Here is a 15,022-nt window from a genome sequence, read left to right as displayed (position 1 = left end):
CCCGCCGAATGCCCCTCTCCAACACCTTTCTGAGGGTGACCGTCCATGGGGGGGACGGCGTCACGGGTGCGGGAGGGGGACGCTCCGTCCCTTGACCTTGCCCTGAACCTCATCCAGCGGGTCTGCGCCGGCGACATCCTGACCCGCACGGCCCAGCGGTATCCCGGCAAGACGGCCATCGTCGACATCCATGGCGGGCGAACCCTGACCTACGCCGAGCTGAACCGCTACGCCAACCGGGTGGGCCGGGCCTTGCTCGGCCTGGGCCTGGGGCACCAGGACAAGGTAGCCATCATGGCCCGCAACACCTGGCAGTTCGTGGTGACCTACTTCGCCTGCGCCAAAGCGGGCCTGATCGCCATGCCCGTCAACCTGGGCCTACGGCCCGAGGAAATCGGCTACGTCCTGCACGACGCCGGGGCCCGGGTGGTGGTGGCCGAGGGGATCTTCCGGACGGCCCTGGAAGCCGCGGCAAGCCGCCTGCCCGCCATCCAGCGGGTCTACCTGACGGAGGTCGACCCGGCCACCGAGTTCACGGCCGGCCATGTCCAGTTCCTGGCCTTCGACCGCCTGCTGGCCGGACCGCCGGCACAGGCCAGCTCCCCCGGCGGTGGGCCACCGGGCGGGGGCGGCCCCCGGGCCGGCCTTGACCCGGACGATGCGGAGCTGGAGGTTTTCATCGCCGACCGGGACACGGTGCAGTGCCTTTACACCTCCGGCACCACCTCCCTGCCCAAGGGCGTGCTGACGAGCCACCTGGCGGTCACCATCACCGCCCTCGCGTCGGCGGTGGCGAACAAGTCCGATCCCGACGACGTCCTGCTGCTGGTGCTACCCATCTTCCACTGCGCCGCCCTCAACGCCCTGTTGCTGCCGGCCCTGCTGGTGGGCGCCACGGCCGTGTTCCTCCGCAAGTACGACGTCCGGGACGTGATGGACGCCCTCGAGCGGCACCGCGTGACCCACGTGCTCCTTTTGCCCATGATGTGGCAGGAACTGCTGCAGCAGCCGGGCGTGCGGGAGCGGGACTTCTCCTCCGTGCGCCGCTGCCTCTATGCCATGGCTCCCATGGCGCCCGAGCGCATCGCCGAGATCCAGGCCCTCTTCCCCAACGCCGACGTGGTGCTGGGGTCCGGCCAGACGGAGTTCACCCCGCCCACGGTCTTCCAGCGCCCCCACCACCAGCACACCAAGCCCGCCTCCTGGGGCCTGCCCACGGTGATGACCGACGTGCGCATCATGGACGACCAGGGCCGGCTCCTTCCCCGGGGCCAGGTGGGGGAGATCGTCTACCGCGGGCCCCAGTGCATGACGGCCTACTGGAACAACCCCGAGGCCACCGCCGAAGCCTTCCGCCACGGCTGGTTCCACAGCGGCGACGTGGGCTGGATGGACGAGGAAGGCGTCGTGTGGTTCACGGACCGCAAGAAGGACATGGTCAAGACCGGCGGCGAGAACGTGGCGTCCATCGAGGTCGAACGGGCCCTTCTGGCCCACCCGGCGGTGGCCGAGTGCGCCGTGGTCGGGCTGCCCCACGACCGCTGGGGCGAGGCGGTGACCGCCTTCGTCCTCCTGAAGCCCGGGAGCCAAGCCACCGAGGAGGAGTTGATCGCCCACTGCCGGGAACGGCTGGCGGGGTTCAAGGTGCCCAAGCGGGTGGTCTTCGCCACCGAGTTCCCGCGGACGGGTACCGGCAAGATCCAGAAGCACGTGCTGCGCCAGCAGCACCGGGACCTCTACCAGGGCTAGGGGCCGCCACCCGCTGCCCGGGGGCGGGCCGGGCGGCCGGCGCCCTCCGGCGAGCGTGGGGGCGGTGCTTCGGGTGCTTGCCGGATGAGCATGGACGGATGGGCATGGACGGATGGGCCTAGGCGGGGGTTGGGCCTGGGGCCCAGGCCGGAAGTTGAGCCTGGAGATGCCCCGGGGAATGCCGTTGGGAGCTGGGAAATCAGATGGCGACCAGAGGGCGACCCCATTGCCAGGCTTGGCAGGAGGTGGTGGCTTGTGGCCGCAATGCAGGGAGAGGACGGGGTGCATGGGGAGGCCCGGCTACAAGACCAGCTGGTTCTGTACGAGACCGACGGCCCCGTGGCCATCATCACCCTCAACGACCCGGAACGAAGGAACCCGCTCTCCACCGCCATGGCGGAGGCTCTGATCGCGGCCCTGCGGCGGGGGTGCCGGGACCCCCAGGTACGGGCGCTGGTCCTGACCGGAGCGGGCCAGGCCTTCTGCGCCGGGGGGGACATCCGCGAGTTTGCCGGGCTCGACCGGCTGACCGGACCCCAGGTGCTGGAGCAGGGTGAGCGGTCGACCGAGCTCTTCAAGGCCGGGCAGTGGCTGACCAAGCCGCTGATCGGCGCCGTGCAGGGGGCAGCCATGGGGGGCGGGCTGGGCCTCGTGTGCCTCTGCCACTGGGTGGTGGCCGCCGACGATGCGGTCTTTGCCACGCCGGAGATCCAGCTGGGCCTCTTCCCCCTGGTGATCCTGCCCCTGATGATGCAGGTCATGGGCCCGCGCCAGGCCCTGGCCCTGGGCCTTTCCGGCCGGCGGATCGGTGCCCAGGAAGCCCGCGCCCTCGGCCTGGTGACGGAGGTGGTGGCCCGGGGCCAGGTCCTCCAGCGGGCCCGGGCCGTGGCCACCGAGCTGGCGGGCCGCAGCGGGGCCGCCATTGGCGCCGGCCTCAGGGCTTACGCGGCTGCCCTGAGCCTGCCGGCCCCGGCGGCCATCGACTTCGCCAACAGCCTGAGGGTGAGCACCTTCCTCAGCGCCGACCTCAAGGAAGGTGCCACGGCCTTCCTCGAGCGGCGGGCGCCGCAGTGGACCCACCGCTGAGGCGCGGTTTTCCTGTGGGCGGCACCGACCAACCGGTTGGTCGGGAATCGGGATCCGGCCGGCACCGCCACCGGTCCCGGGGCTCTCGCCGGGCCTTCCCGCCAGGGCCGGTTCGATCGACGGCCGGCCGGCGGCCGGCCTCGCCGCCCGGGGAGCGGCAAGCAGCGGTGGGACCCGAGGGGCAGGGTTCTTCCCCCGGAGGTGATGAGGTATGGCAGCCAGGACCGTCCGCATCGGCGCGGGGCTGGGTTTTTACGGCGACCTCCCCTTTGCCGCGGCGGACGCCGTGCGAGTAGGCGACATCCAGTACCTCTGCTGCGACCACCTGGCCGAGCTGACCATGGCCATCCTGCACAAGGACCGGCAGCGCGACCCCGGCGCCGGCTACACCCGCGACATCGGGCTCCTGTGCCAGGCGGTGCTGCCGGCGGCCATGGCCCGGGGCGTGCGGCTGATCAGCAACGCCGGCGGGCTGAATCCCTACGGCGCGGCCCGCGAGGTCCTGCAGGTGGCGGCCCGCCTGGGCTTGCACGACCTCAAGGTGGCGGTGGTCACGGGCGATGACGTCCTGGACCGCCTGGACCTGTTCCGGCAAGAAGGGGCACCCCTGGAACCGCTGGACGGCGGCCCGCCGTATGAAGAGGTCCGGCCGCGGCTGCTCTTCGCCAGCGCCTACCTGGGGGCCGAACCGGTGGTCCGCGCCCTGGCCACCGGTGCCCACGTGGTGATCACGGGACGGGTGGCCGACGCCTCCCTGTTCCTCGCCCCGCTGGTCTACGAGTTCGGCTGGCGGTGGGACGACTGGGACCGCCTGGCCGTGGGGGTGGTGGCCGGGCACATCAGCGAATGCTCGGCCCAGGCCACGGGCGGCAACTTCAGCGGCCCCTGGTGGGAAGTCCCCGACATGGATCGCATCGGCTACCCCATCGCCGAGGTCGATGAAGGCGGCGGGCTGGTCATCACCAAGCCGGACGGGACGGGCGGCCTGGTGACCCCCGACACGGTGAAGGAGCAGCTCTATTACGAGGTCCACGACCCGGCCCGCTACGTGAACCCGGACGTCACCGCCGACTTCTCCCAGATCGAGCTGGTCCAGGAAGGCCCAGACCGGGTCAGGGTCAGCGGGATCCGGGGCGGTCCCCGGCCCGAGGTCCTGAAGGTCACCGCCGGCTATGACGACGGCTGGCTCGGCCAGGCGGTGATCGGCTACTCCTGGCCCGACGCCCTGGAAAAGGCCCAGGCGGCGGAGCGGATCATCCGGCGGCAGATGGCCCGGGCAGGGCTGAACCCCGAAGCGATCCATGTGGAGTATCTGGGGGTCAACGCCCTCCACGGCCCGCTGGCCCCCATCCCCGACGAGCCCAACGAGGTCTACCTGCGCTTCGCCATCCGGACCCGGACCCGGGAGGAGGCCGAGCGGCTGGCCCGGCTCTTCCCGCCCCTGGCCCTCAACGGGCCCCCGTACATCGGCGGCGCGTTGCCGGGCCTGGGTCGCTCCCGCCAGCTGCTGGGCATCTGGTCCACCACCGTTCCCCGCGAGTGGGTCGAACAGGCCGTGCGGGTCGAGGTGCTGGGGCTGGATGCCCTGGAGAGGGCGGGGTAGACCGGCTTCCCTGGCGGTGCGGGCGGGCCCGCCGCCCCGGAGGAGGGGCCGCGGCAGCGCGCCGCGGGTCGGTCCGGCGAGCCGGGGACTTCGGCGAGCCGGTGTCCTCGGCGGCCGAGCCACTCCCGGGAAGAACGGGGCGGGACGGTGAAGGAGGGGTTTGCATGGCACGGGTCGCCCTAAGGGGCTACTGCCAGGTCCGCTCGGGGGACAAGGGCGACACCCTTGACCTGACGGTGTTCGCCCCCAATGACGGGTTCTACAGGGCGCTGGAAGAGCAACTGACACCGGCGGCGGTGCTGGAGCACTTCCGGGGTCTGGCCCGGGGACCGGCCGAAGTCTACCCCCTGCCCCGGGTGCGGGGTATCAAGATCGTCCTGCGCAACGCCCTGGGGGGCGGCGGGCCGGCCTCCCTGCGCCTCGATGCCCAGGGCAAGTCCCTGGCCGCCGCCATGCTGCGGATGACCGTGGAGGTTCCCGACGAGGTGCTGGCGGCTACCCCCTTCATGCGCCCGCCGCGGGCGGTCCTGCAGGCACCCGGGGAATAGCCGGCCAGGGCGGCCGTGCCGCCCGGTGGCCCCGCAGGGCCGTCTTGTAGGGCCGGCTCGCCGGGCCGGCATGTCCGGGCGTCTCGCCCGGCCGTCTCCCGCGGCGTCCCCCTGCGGAACCCGCGGGGAATCCCGCGCACGAACCCGATCGACACGAAAGGAGGCACCCGGGGTGCAGGCAACCCATCTCAACCTGCTGGATCTGGGGGACGAGTACCGCCAGGTGGTGGAGATCACCCGCGACCTGATCCGGCGCCTCGAACCCCAGCGCAGCGAGTTCCTCCGCCAGATCTTCGAGGAGCAGCGCTTCCCCGAGGCCATGTGGGAGCAGATGGCCGAGGCGGGCCTGCTGGGCCTGCTGATCCCCGAGGAGTACGGCGGCACCGGCCTGGGCCTGCTCGCCATGGCGCTGGTGATGGAAGAACTGGCCAGCGCCGGCTACGGCAACGCCCTGGTGGTCGTCACCAGCATGGACACCACCGCCATCCTCCGCGGGGGCAGCGAGGAACAGAAGCAGCGGTGGCTGCCCCGCATCGCCGACGGCACCCTCAAGCTGGCCTTTGCCATCACCGAGCCCGAGAGCGGCACCAACAGCTTCCGCATGAAGACCGAGGCCCGCAAGGAGGGCGGGGTCTACCGGCTGCGGGGCGAAAAGGGCTGGATCACCGGGGCCGACGTGGCCGACATGATCCTGGTGGTGGCCCGGACCATCCCCTATGCCGTCCTGAAGGAACAGGGCCTGCCCCGGACCTACGGCCTGGGCCTGTTCCTGGTGGACCGCCGCGCCCCCGGCCTGCACCTGTATCCCATGAACACCGCCGGGATCGAGGGCTACCGCCAGTTCCGCCTGGTGTTCGACGACGTGGAGGTGCCCGCCGACCACCTGATCGGCGCCGAGCACATGGGCGCCCAGGTGCTGTTCTCCGCCCTGAATCCCGAGCGCATCCTGGCCGCCGCCACGGGCGTCGGGCTGGCCGAGCACGTGCTGCGGCGGGCTGCCGAGTATGCTCGCCAGCGCAAGGTGTTCGGCGACCGGCCCATCGGCTCGTACCAGGCGGTCCAGCACCCCCTGGCGCGGATCCGGGTGATGCAGGAGGCGGCCAGGCTGCTCACCTACAGGGCCGCCCAGGCCTTCGACCGGCAGGTCTCGCCGGAGCGGGTGGGCACCTGGGCCAACATGGCCAAGTACCTGGCGTCGGAGACGGCCATCGAGGCCGTCGACCGGGCCATCCAGACCTTCGGCGGGCAGGGGTTCGTCAGGGAGAACCAGCTGATCCACCTGTGGACCTCGGCGCGGCTGCTGCGGACGGCACCCATCAACAACGAGATGGTGCTCAACTTCATCGCCGAGCACGAGCTGGAGCTGCCGCGCTCGTATTGAGGCGGCTGCGTCGGAAGCGGCTATGCCGGGGGCGGCTGTGCCGAGGCGGGCGTGTCGAACCGGCCGTGCCGTACACGGGCGGTACCACCCGTACACGGGCAGCGCCACAAGAGGAGGATGGGCATGAGCTTTGCCGGCAAGGTGGCCCTGGTGACCGGCGCCTCCCGCGGCATCGGCGAGGCGGTGGCCCGCACCCTGGGTGGCGAGGGAGCCACGGTCTTCGTCCACTACAAGCAGCGAGGGGAGGACGCCCGCCGGGTGGCCGAGGCCATCGCCCGGGACGGGGGGCGCGGCATCCCGGTCCGGGCGGACCTGGAAGACCCCCAGGCAGTGGCGGCCATGATGGACCGCATCCGGGAGGAGGCCGGGGTCCTGGACATCCTGGTGGCCAATGCCGCCGCCACGGCCTTCAAGCCCCTCCTGGCCGTGGGGCCGCACAACATCCAGCGGACCTTTGCCATCACCGTCCAGGCCTTCATCCAGATGGTCCAGGCGGCGGTCCCCCTCATGCAGGGGCGGGAGGGGAAGATCGTCGCCGTGTCGGGATACGACAGCATCCGGTTCATCCCCGGCCACGGCATCCTGGGGGCGGCCAAGGCGGCCATGGAATCTTTGGTCCGCTACCTGGCGGTGGAACTGGCCCCCCTGGGCATCAACGTGAACGCCGTCTGTCCCGGGCCGGTGGAGACCGACTCCGCCCGCTTTTACGCGGGGGACCGCTGGCACGAGGTGGCGGCCCGGCTGGTGGCCGCCACCCCGCGCAAGCGGGTGGCCACCCCCGAGGACGTGGCCCGTATCATCCGGTTCCTCTGCACCGGCGACGCGGGCTGGCTCTGCGGCCAGACCCTGGTGTGCGACGGCGGCCTGACGCTGGACGGGGGCGCCACGCTGTTCGGCATGGCATGAGCGGAGGAGGTCACGAGGCGGTGGAACGGGAGGCCCGCATCCTTCAGGAGCTCGCACGCATCAAGCGCGGGGGTCCCGAACGAGGCCACGAGAAGCAGCGGGAGGCGGGCAAGCTCTTCGTCCGCGACCGGCTGCGCCTGTTCTTCGACGACGGCGAGCCCTATACCGAGTTCGGCGAGTTCGCCAGGGCCGGCGATCCCGAGCTGCCGGCCGACGGGGTGGTGACCGGCACCGGGCGGATCGGCGGGCGGCTGGTGTTCTTCGCCGCCAACGACTACACGGTGAAGGCCGGCTCCATCGGCCGCTACCACGGCGAAAAGCTCATCCGCACCCAGGAGGCCGCCATGCGGGCACGGCGGCCCATCCTCTACCTGGTCGACTCCTCGGGGGCGCGGATCGACGAGGCGGGCGGCTACCACGTCGACCGCTACAGCGGCGGCCGGCTGTTCTACTACCACAGCATCATGTCCGGTGTCGTGCCCCAGATCGGGGTGCTGTACGGGTCGTGCTTCGCCGGGACCGCCTACACCCCTGTGTTCTGCGACTTCGTCATCATGATGGCCGGCTCCGCCATGGCCATTGCCTCCCCCCGCATGGTGCAGATGGTGACGGGGGAGAAGGTCTCGCCGGAAGAACTGGGCGGCGCCCGCATGCACGCCACGGTCAGCGGCTCGGCAGACTTTGTCGCCCGGTCGGAGGAAGAGGCAGCGGATCTGGTCAAGCGGCTCCTCTCCTACCTGCCCGACAACTGCGACGAGCGCCCGCCCCGGGGCGAACCGCGGCCGCCGGCCCGGGATCCTGCGGAGATCGACGCCATCATCCCCCAGGATCCCAACCAGCCCTACGATGTACGGCGCCTGATCGAAGCCATCGTGGATGAAGGAAGCTTTCTTGAGGTCAAGGCGGCCTACGCCGGCGAGCTGGTGACGGGCTTCGCCCGCATCGACGGCCGGGTGGTGGGGATCGTCGCCAACCAGCCGGCGGTGCGGGGCGGGGCCATCTTCCCCGAGTCGTCGGACAAGGGGGCCGAGTTCGTCTGGATCTGCGACGCCTACAACATCCCCCTGCTGTATCTCTGCGACACGCCGGGGTTCATGGCCGGGTCGGCGGTGGAACGGGCGGGGATCCTGCGGCGCGGGCGCAAGTTCATCTTCGCCACCTCGTCGGCCACGGTGCCCAAGGTGTGCGTGGTGGTGCGGAAGGCCTACGGAGCGGGGATCTACGCCATGGCCGGGCCTGCCTACAATCCCGACGTGACCCTGGCCCTGCCCTCGGCGGAGATCGCCGTGATGGGCCCGGAAGCGGCCATCAATGCGGTCTACTTCAACCGCCTGCAGGCCATCCCCGACCCCGCCGAGCGGGCCCGGGTGGTGGCCGCCCTGCGGGCGGAGTACCGCAAGGGCTACGAGATCACCAGGCTGGCGGCGGAGATGGTGGTCGACGACCTGATCCCGCCGCGGGACCTGCGCCGGGAGGTGAGCCGCTACTTCGAGCAGTTCGAGAACCGGGAGGTACAGCTGCCGAGGCGCAAGCACGCCACCATCCTGAGTTGACACCAGGATCGTCTTGGATCGCATGGGGGTGCGATCATGGGGGCGTACGTGTCGGGTGGGGTGGTCATGGAGCCGCCCCGGGTGGGCGACCTGCTCGCCCGGGCGGCCCTGCTGTACCCGGACAAGGTGGCGGTGGTCGACGGGCCCCGGCGCTTCACTTACCGCGACCTGAACCGCCGGGTCAACGCCCTGGCCCACGCCCTGTCTGGGCTGGGGGTGAGGAAGGGCGACCGGGTGGCCATCCTGATGCCCAACCGCTGCGAGTTCCTGGAGGTGCTCTTTGCCGCCGCCAAGCTGGGCGCCATTGCCGTGCCCATCAACCTGCGGCTGGCGCCGCCGGAGGTCCAGTTCATCCTGTCGGACTCGGGGGCTTGCGTGCTGTACTACGACGCTCTCCTCGAGCCGCTTGCCCGGCACGCCGTAGCCGGCACGGCGGTCCGGGCCCGGGTCGAGGCAAGGGACGGCCCCGTCGCCGGCACGAACCCGCCCGCTTCGGCCGAGAGCCAGCCGTTGCAGTATGAGGCCCTCCTGGAACCCCACTTGCCGGCCGCCGGCGAGCCTGAAGCCCAGGTCAGCTTTTTTGACCCGCATCTCATGATGTACACCTCCGGCACCACCGGGCGGCCCAAGGGGGCGGTCCTTACCCACAGCAACTCGGTGTGGAACGCCGTGAACATGCTCCTCAACGAGGAAGGACTGGAGACCCGGGACGTGGTGCTGACGGTGGCACCCATGTTCCACATCGGCGGGCTGAGCGTCTACACCCTGCCGGCCCTGTTCAAGGGCTGCACGGTGGTGCTAGAGCGCCAGTTCGACCCGCGGCGGACCCTGGAGCTGGTAGAACGGGAACGGATCACGGTGCTGTTCCTGGTGCCGGCCATGTGGCAGGCCTTGATGTGGCTTCCCGGCTTCGATCGCTACGACCTGGCCAGCCTGCGGAGCCTGGTCTCCGGAGGTGCCCCCTGCCCGCTCACCGTGATCCAGTTCTTCCAGTCCCGCGGCTTCCGCTTCCTCGAGGGGCTGAGAACAGCTAATGCGTTTCTTATCATTTCTCGCCCAACGTCATCAAATCTTCGCATCTCCTCCCTTCGCTCCTCGGCCGCACTCTTTGACACGGAACATATGTTCTGATATGCTGTCCTTGGATGATTTTGGGGGGCCTGCCCGTGCGTGTGTTGCAGGCGTACCGCTTTGCCCTCGACCCCACACCCCGCCAGGAACGGGCGCTGGCCTCCCACGTGGGCGCCCGCCGCTTTGCCTTCAACTGGGGTTTGGTGCTGGTGAAGGAACGGTTGGCCGCCCGCGACCGGGGCGAGGATGTGGAGGTGCCATGGACCCTTCCGGCCCTGCGGCGGGAGTGGAACCGGCAAAAGCACCTCGTCGCCCCCTGGTGGCGGGAGAACTCGAAGGAAGCCTATTCCTCCGGGCTGGACGGGCTGGCCCGGGCCCTGCAGAACTGGTCCAAAAGCCGCAAGGGTGAACGCAAGGGGCGCCGGGTGGGGTTCCCCCGGTTCCGGAAGAAGGGCCGAGGGCGGGAGTCGGTGCGGTTCACCACCGGCGCGATCCGGGTGGACGACCAAAGCCACGTCGTCCTGCCCCGGATCGGGCGGGTGAAGACCCACGAGCCGGCCACGGCCCTGCTCCGGCGCATCGAAGCGGGAACGGCTCGCATCCTGTCCGCCACGGTCGCCCGGGAAGGGGGCCGGTGGTTCGTCAGCTTCACCTGCGAGGTGGAACGGCCGCCGGGCCGGCCCCGGTTCCCCTGGAAGGTCGTCGGCGTCGATGCGGGCGTCAAGCACCTGGCGGTCCTTTCGACGGGCGAGGTGTGGCCGAACCCGCGGCCGCTTGAGAAAGCCCTCCGGAAGATCGCCCGGTGGAACCGCGCCCTGGCCCGCCGCCAGAAGGGCAGCCGGGGGTGGCAAAAGGCCCGCCGCCGGCTGGCCCGGCTCCATGCGCGGGCCCGGAACCTCCGCCAGGATGCCCTTCACAAGCTGACACACCACCTCGCGAGCACCTACGGCGTGGTGGTGGTTGAACAACTGCACGTGGCGGGCATGCTGAAGAACCGGCGGCTGGCCCGGGTGCTGGCCGATGCGGCCCTGGCGGAGATCCGCCGCCAGCTCAGCTACAAGTGTCCCTGGCACGGGGCGGTCCTGGTCGAAGCGCCGCCCTTCGATCCCAGCAGCAAGCGTTGTTCCCGGTGCGGTGCGGTCAAGCCGTCGCTGCCGCTTTCGCAGCGCGTTTTCCGCTGTGAGGAATGCGGGCTCGTGCTCGACCGGGACGAAAACGCAGCCCGCAATCTCGCGGCCCTGGCGGCCGCTGTCGCCGGGAGTGGTCCGGAGACGGAAAACGCCCGTGGACGGGATGGAAGACCTGCCGCAAGGCAGGCGATCCCGGAGGAAGCGGGAAACCGGCACCGGCGCATGGCCGGGTAAGACCGGCACCGCCGATCCGCAAGGATCGGCTGCCTGAAACAGATGACGATGTTTCAGGTAACGGAAGCTGGCCCGTTTCAAGATCCCCAAGCAGCTGCATGTGATGGACCAGTTGCCCCGCAACGCGACGGGGAAGGTCCTTAAGCACGTTCTGCGCGCCCGGGTGGCCGGTTCTTGACCGGCCACCCGGCGGGTTACCGGCGACGACCGGCGGTTGGAGCGTCCGACGACGCAGCAGTCTCCGCCTGTGCTGCCGTCACCGCGTGGGGATCTGCCGGGGTGGGAAGCCCCTCGGATGAACTGATCTGCCGGGCGATCTCCGCGCCGACCTCTTCGGGACTCAAGCGCTTCCGTACCGGAATCCTCAGCAGGGGCAGGCCGCCTGCCCGGCAGATCTGGTCTACGAGCTCGTCCCGCTGGCGGCGCTGGGGCCGGCTGTGGGACGAGTCATCCAGTTCGATGGCCAGCAGCGGTGCCCAGGAGGTCGGGTCGGCGAGGACGAAGTCGATATGCTTGTTGCTGATACGACCAAAGGCTTGCCACCAGTCTTTCCCCGACGCCTGAATGGTGAACAGGTCGGCAAAGCGCACCTTGGACAGCACCCGGTAACGACCGCCTGCGACCTGGTCCAGCACCTGGACGAACTGCTTTTCCGCAGGGGTGAGCAACGACGCGACCCTTTGAAACGGTAGCTTGCGAGCCGGGGTCCTTTCCCGCAGCCGGACCAAGGCCAGCATCGCCACGGCAAGCACAATGACCAGCATGATCCACGGCTTCACCATATCGCCCCCTTGATCCAGATCAGGCCGTTCCGGACTACGGCACCCTCCGCGAGCCCCGACTTCCCCCGGCAGCCGCCCCAGGCTAAGGCGTGGTCGGCCGTGCGGTTCTTGGTCAGCTGGGACAGGAAGCGGGCATGGTGGTACCGGGAGAGTAGGGAGGACGCTCTTCCCACGCCCCCTGGAAGCGGCGGGCCGCATGGAAGCCTGGCACCAGTCCTCCGGCCAGGCGGGCGGCCATGGCGGTCAGGTCTCGCCGGATCGGGGGGTGGTCCACCAGGGGCCGGACGAAGGACCGGCGCCGGCGCACCCGCTCGAGCACCTCCAGGTGTGCCTTGCGGGCGATGCCGATGCCGGCGATGGCGTTGGCCAGCCGGGATACGGTGAGGACCTCCAAGTGGTAGGCGACCTCGCGGACGTCGCGGCCCGGCAGCTCCCCGAACCGCGGCGAATCGGCCTGGTGGCTGGTGTATTCGGGCCAGTTGCAGGCCAGGACCTGCCGCAGGTCTGGATTCACGTCCCAGTGATTCAGGCCATAGGCGTAGGATTGTTGCTGCACTCTGCGTCTCCCTCGCGGTCAGCCGGTGGCCCTGCCCGGTGGCCCGTGAAGCCCCCGGGACACCATCGAATGCGTCGCCGGTTGCGCTTCCGCTCCTTTCCACGTCCCCATGGAAATTCCTTTCTCCGGCCACCGGGTGGCGGCGGCATGGCGGGAAAGCCGGAGGTCTGGGTTTGCGAATCTTAGGAGGTTCCCCGGACCTGGCCCGGCTGTGCTAGTTTCACCGCCAGCGGTGGCCCCCACCGCTTCAGGAATTCACCGCTCCGGTGTCGAAGGCTCTTCCCCAGGCCGGGGCTCCTCCGATCGGGAGCACCTGCCCTGCGCCTGTGCGCCTGAACGGTCAACCAAGGAGGTTGGTCATGAACCCGCCCTCGAGCCCAGGGCCATCCGGCCCCGTTCCGTCTCATAAGGCCGCCAGCCCAGCCCAGCCCGCCCGCTACTTCTACAACGGGCGCATCTTCACCGCCGACCCGGACCAGCCCGAGGCCGACGCCATGGTCGTGGCCAACGGCCGGATCCTCTGGATCGGCCGGCAAACGGACGCCAACCCCGGCACCGGCGTGGAACGGGTCGACCTGCAGGGTCGCCGGGTGATCCCGGGCATCATCGATGCCCACATGCATCCCCTGTTCCTTGCCGAAACCGCCCAGCAGATTGCCTGCCTGCCTCCGGCCGCCCGTTCGGTCGGCGACATCATCGAGGCCGTGCGGCGAAGGCGGCAGCAGCTCGGCCGGGAGGCCGGGCGGCCCGCGCCCGGATCCGGCCACGCCGGTTCGTCCGGTCCCCTGCCCTGGATCCTGGGCTGGGGCTACGACGAGGGCAAGCTGGCCGAGGGCCGGGCCCCCACCCGCCGGGATCTGGACCGGGGGGCCTCCGATGTCCCCGTGGTCTTGACCCGCATCTGCTACCACGTGGTGGCGGTGAACAGCAAGGCCCTGGAGCTGGCGGGGATCACCCGCGAGACGCCGGACCCGCCGGGTGGCCGGATCGACCGGGACGAACACGGCGAGCCCACCGGCATCCTGCGGGAGTCGGCCCGGTACCTGGTCCTGGAGCGCATCCCCACCCCGCCCCCCGCGGCGTGGGCCCAGATGCTGGCCGACCTCAGTCCCTTCCTCTTCGCCCGGGGCATCACCGGGATCACCGACATGATGGCCCGGCGCCGGCCGGTGGACGACCTGGCCCTTTACCAGGACGCCCACGCCCGCGGCTTGCGGCAGCGGGTGGTGCTCTACTACCTGTGGGAGCACCTCCGCGATGAGCCTGCCTCCGCCCTCCGGCCGGAGGCGCTGCCGGGGCCCGGCCAGCCGGTGGCTGCCGGTGGCATCAAGGTCTTTGCCGACGGGAGCATCTCCGGCCGCACCGCGTGGGTCGACCCGCCCTTCAGCGCTTCGGGCGCCCCCTCCCCCGAGGATTCCGGCCTGTCCATGACCTCCGCGGCCGAGCTTCTGGAAGCGGCAGCCGCGGCCCGCCGGCTCGGGGTGCAGCTGGCCGTCCATGCCATGGGCAACCGGGCCATCGACCTGGTGGTGAACACCCTGGCCCGCCTGCCGGGCCGGCCGGACGGCCCGGGCTGGCTGGACGGCGGCCCCTCCATCCGCCTGGAGCACGCCACCCTGGCTTCCCCCGCAGCCATGGCGGTAGCGGCCCGGGCGGGCATCGCCTTCGTCCCCCAGCCCATCTTCCTGTTCGCGGAGGTCGAAAGCTACCTGAGCAACCTGGGCCCGGAACGGGCGTCGCGGGCCTACGCCCTCCGGTCCATGCTTGCAGCCGGGGTGCAGGTGGCCATGTCATCGGACGCCCCGGCCACCTCCTGGGCCGACCCGGCCAGCCCCTTCGCCAACCTCAAGATGGCCGTCACCCGGCGTGCATCCCACGGGATGGTGCTGGGTCCGGACGAGGCGATCCCCCTGGATGTGGCCCTGACCCTGTATACCCGGGAGGCGGCCCGGGTCACCCGGATCCCTGGCACCGGCCAGCTCAAAGCCGGCTTTGCGGCGGATTTCGTGGTCCTGGATCGGGACGTGCTGGCGGCCGGACCGGACACCGCCGCGGAGCTCGACGCGGTGCGGGTGCTGGCCACGTACCTGGACGGCGAGCGGGTCTACGAAGCTTAGCCGGCTTAGCCGGCGCAGCCGGCGGCCCAGGCGGGGTTGCCTCCGCGCCCGCATGAAGCCGGGAACCGGTGAGCAGCCGGTGGGAGCCGGTGGGCAGCCGCTGCGGAGCCGGGAACGGGTGCGGGGCGCCCTCCGTCTATCATGCATGAGGGCGGACGCAGCGGATCACGCGCAGCTGTCCCGCAGCCGTATCCTTCCTGGCAGGCGCCGTGCATCCCTCGCCGTGCCTTGCGCGGCGCCAGGAGCGAGAAATCGCCCTGGGTTATTACAGGATTTGGAGCCCTGGAAGGCGAACGGCAGAGGGAG

The 15,022-nt window shown here is 70.7% G+C and carries 12 protein-coding genes; 10 read left to right on the top strand and 2 right to left on the bottom strand.

Features of this window, described 5'->3' with window-relative positions; all coding sequences use genetic code 11:
• Positions 1-45 precede the first annotated feature (45 nt).
• The 9 genes from THESUDRAFT_RS03200 to tnpB all read left to right on the top strand — a co-directional run bounded on the left by THESUDRAFT_RS03200 (position 46) and on the right by tnpB (position 11,261).
• Positions 46-1,749, top strand: a complete 1,704-nt coding sequence (locus THESUDRAFT_RS03200) for a long-chain-fatty-acid--CoA ligase (RefSeq protein WP_006903281.1) — start codon at positions 46-48, stop codon at positions 1,747-1,749.
• 264 nt (positions 1,750-2,013) lie between these two features.
• Positions 2,014-2,835 carry an enoyl-CoA hydratase/isomerase family protein gene (locus THESUDRAFT_RS03195; RefSeq protein ID WP_051009236.1) on the top strand — a complete coding sequence of 274 codons (822 nt, stop codon included), beginning with the start codon at positions 2,014-2,016 and terminating at the stop codon, positions 2,833-2,835.
• A 211-nt stretch (positions 2,836-3,046) separates the two neighbouring features.
• Positions 3,047-4,438, top strand: a complete 1,392-nt coding sequence (locus THESUDRAFT_RS03190; protein WP_006903279.1) for an acyclic terpene utilization AtuA family protein — start codon at positions 3,047-3,049, stop codon at positions 4,436-4,438.
• Positions 4,439-4,602: 164 nt separating this feature from the next.
• Positions 4,603-4,986, top strand: coding sequence for an AtuA-related protein (locus THESUDRAFT_RS03185; RefSeq protein ID WP_006903278.1), 384 nt, complete (start codon positions 4,603-4,605; stop codon positions 4,984-4,986).
• 172 nt (positions 4,987-5,158) lie between these two features.
• Positions 5,159-6,367, top strand: a complete 1,209-nt coding sequence (locus tag THESUDRAFT_RS03180) for an acyl-CoA dehydrogenase family protein (protein WP_006903277.1) — start codon at positions 5,159-5,161, stop codon at positions 6,365-6,367.
• Between the two features lie 123 nt (positions 6,368-6,490).
• Entirely contained in the window at positions 6,491-7,273 is a 783-nt protein-coding gene (locus THESUDRAFT_RS03175) for an SDR family oxidoreductase (protein WP_006903276.1), read from the top strand.
• Positions 7,270-8,826 (top strand): acyl-CoA carboxylase subunit beta, encoded by a 1,557-nt coding sequence (locus THESUDRAFT_RS03170; RefSeq protein ID WP_156821700.1) that lies wholly within the window; start codon positions 7,270-7,272, stop codon positions 8,824-8,826. The genes THESUDRAFT_RS03175 and THESUDRAFT_RS03170 overlap by 4 nt, the downstream gene beginning before the upstream one ends.
• 36 nt (positions 8,827-8,862) lie before the next feature.
• Positions 8,863-9,957 (top strand): AMP-binding protein, encoded by a 1,095-nt coding sequence (locus THESUDRAFT_RS03165; protein WP_006903274.1) that lies wholly within the window; start codon positions 8,863-8,865, stop codon positions 9,955-9,957.
• A gap of 35 nt (positions 9,958-9,992) precedes the next feature.
• The gene (gene tnpB / locus THESUDRAFT_RS03160; RefSeq protein ID WP_156821699.1) at positions 9,993-11,261 is read left to right on the top strand and encodes an IS607 family element RNA-guided endonuclease TnpB; all 1,269 of its coding nucleotides are present in this window, start codon (positions 9,993-9,995) and stop codon (positions 11,259-11,261) included.
• 194 nt (positions 11,262-11,455) lie between these two features.
• Here the strand turns inward: tnpB and THESUDRAFT_RS03155 are convergent, their stop codons facing one another.
• Positions 11,456-12,040, bottom strand: coding sequence for a DUF2726 domain-containing protein (locus THESUDRAFT_RS03155; protein WP_169328700.1), 585 nt, complete (start codon positions 12,038-12,040; stop codon positions 11,456-11,458).
• Positions 12,041-12,155: 115 nt separating this feature from the next.
• Positions 12,156-12,599, bottom strand: coding sequence for an acyl-CoA dehydrogenase family protein (locus THESUDRAFT_RS14180; RefSeq protein ID WP_006903271.1), 444 nt, complete (start codon positions 12,597-12,599; stop codon positions 12,156-12,158).
• Between the two features lie 359 nt (positions 12,600-12,958).
• On the opposite strand from THESUDRAFT_RS14180, the gene THESUDRAFT_RS03145 reads away from it, so the two are divergent.
• The gene (locus THESUDRAFT_RS03145; protein WP_006903270.1) at positions 12,959-14,716 is read left to right on the top strand and encodes an amidohydrolase; all 1,758 of its coding nucleotides are present in this window, start codon (positions 12,959-12,961) and stop codon (positions 14,714-14,716) included.
• Positions 14,717-15,022 lie beyond the last annotated feature (306 nt).

It is taken from the genome of Thermaerobacter subterraneus DSM 13965, from assembly GCF_000183545.2.
GTDB classification, from domain to species: domain Bacteria; phylum Bacillota; class Sulfobacillia; order Thermaerobacterales; family Thermaerobacteraceae; genus Thermaerobacter; species Thermaerobacter subterraneus.
The sequence above is the reverse complement of the archived record's forward strand: the minus strand, read 5'-3'. Positions and strand labels throughout refer to the sequence as shown.

Excerpts from the sequence above, each read along its gene's own strand:
- THESUDRAFT_RS03200 (WP_006903281.1), top strand. The coding sequence starts at position 46 with ATGGGGGGGACGGCGTCACGGGTGCGGGAGGGGGACGCTCCGTCCCTT.
- THESUDRAFT_RS03195 (WP_051009236.1), top strand. The coding sequence starts at position 2,014 with ATGCAGGGAGAGGACGGGGTGCATGGGGAGGCCCGGCTACAAGACCAG.
- THESUDRAFT_RS03190 (WP_006903279.1), top strand. The coding sequence starts at position 3,047 with ATGGCAGCCAGGACCGTCCGCATCGGCGCGGGGCTGGGTTTTTACGGC.
- THESUDRAFT_RS03185 (WP_006903278.1), top strand. The coding sequence starts at position 4,603 with ATGGCACGGGTCGCCCTAAGGGGCTACTGCCAGGTCCGCTCGGGGGAC.
- THESUDRAFT_RS03175 (WP_006903276.1), top strand. The coding sequence starts at position 6,491 with ATGAGCTTTGCCGGCAAGGTGGCCCTGGTGACCGGCGCCTCCCGCGGC.
- THESUDRAFT_RS03170 (WP_156821700.1), top strand. The coding sequence starts at position 7,270 with ATGAGCGGAGGAGGTCACGAGGCGGTGGAACGGGAGGCCCGCATCCTT.
- THESUDRAFT_RS03165 (WP_006903274.1), top strand. The coding sequence starts at position 8,863 with ATGGGGGCGTACGTGTCGGGTGGGGTGGTCATGGAGCCGCCCCGGGTG.
- THESUDRAFT_RS03145 (WP_006903270.1), top strand. The coding sequence starts at position 12,959 with ATGAACCCGCCCTCGAGCCCAGGGCCATCCGGCCCCGTTCCGTCTCAT.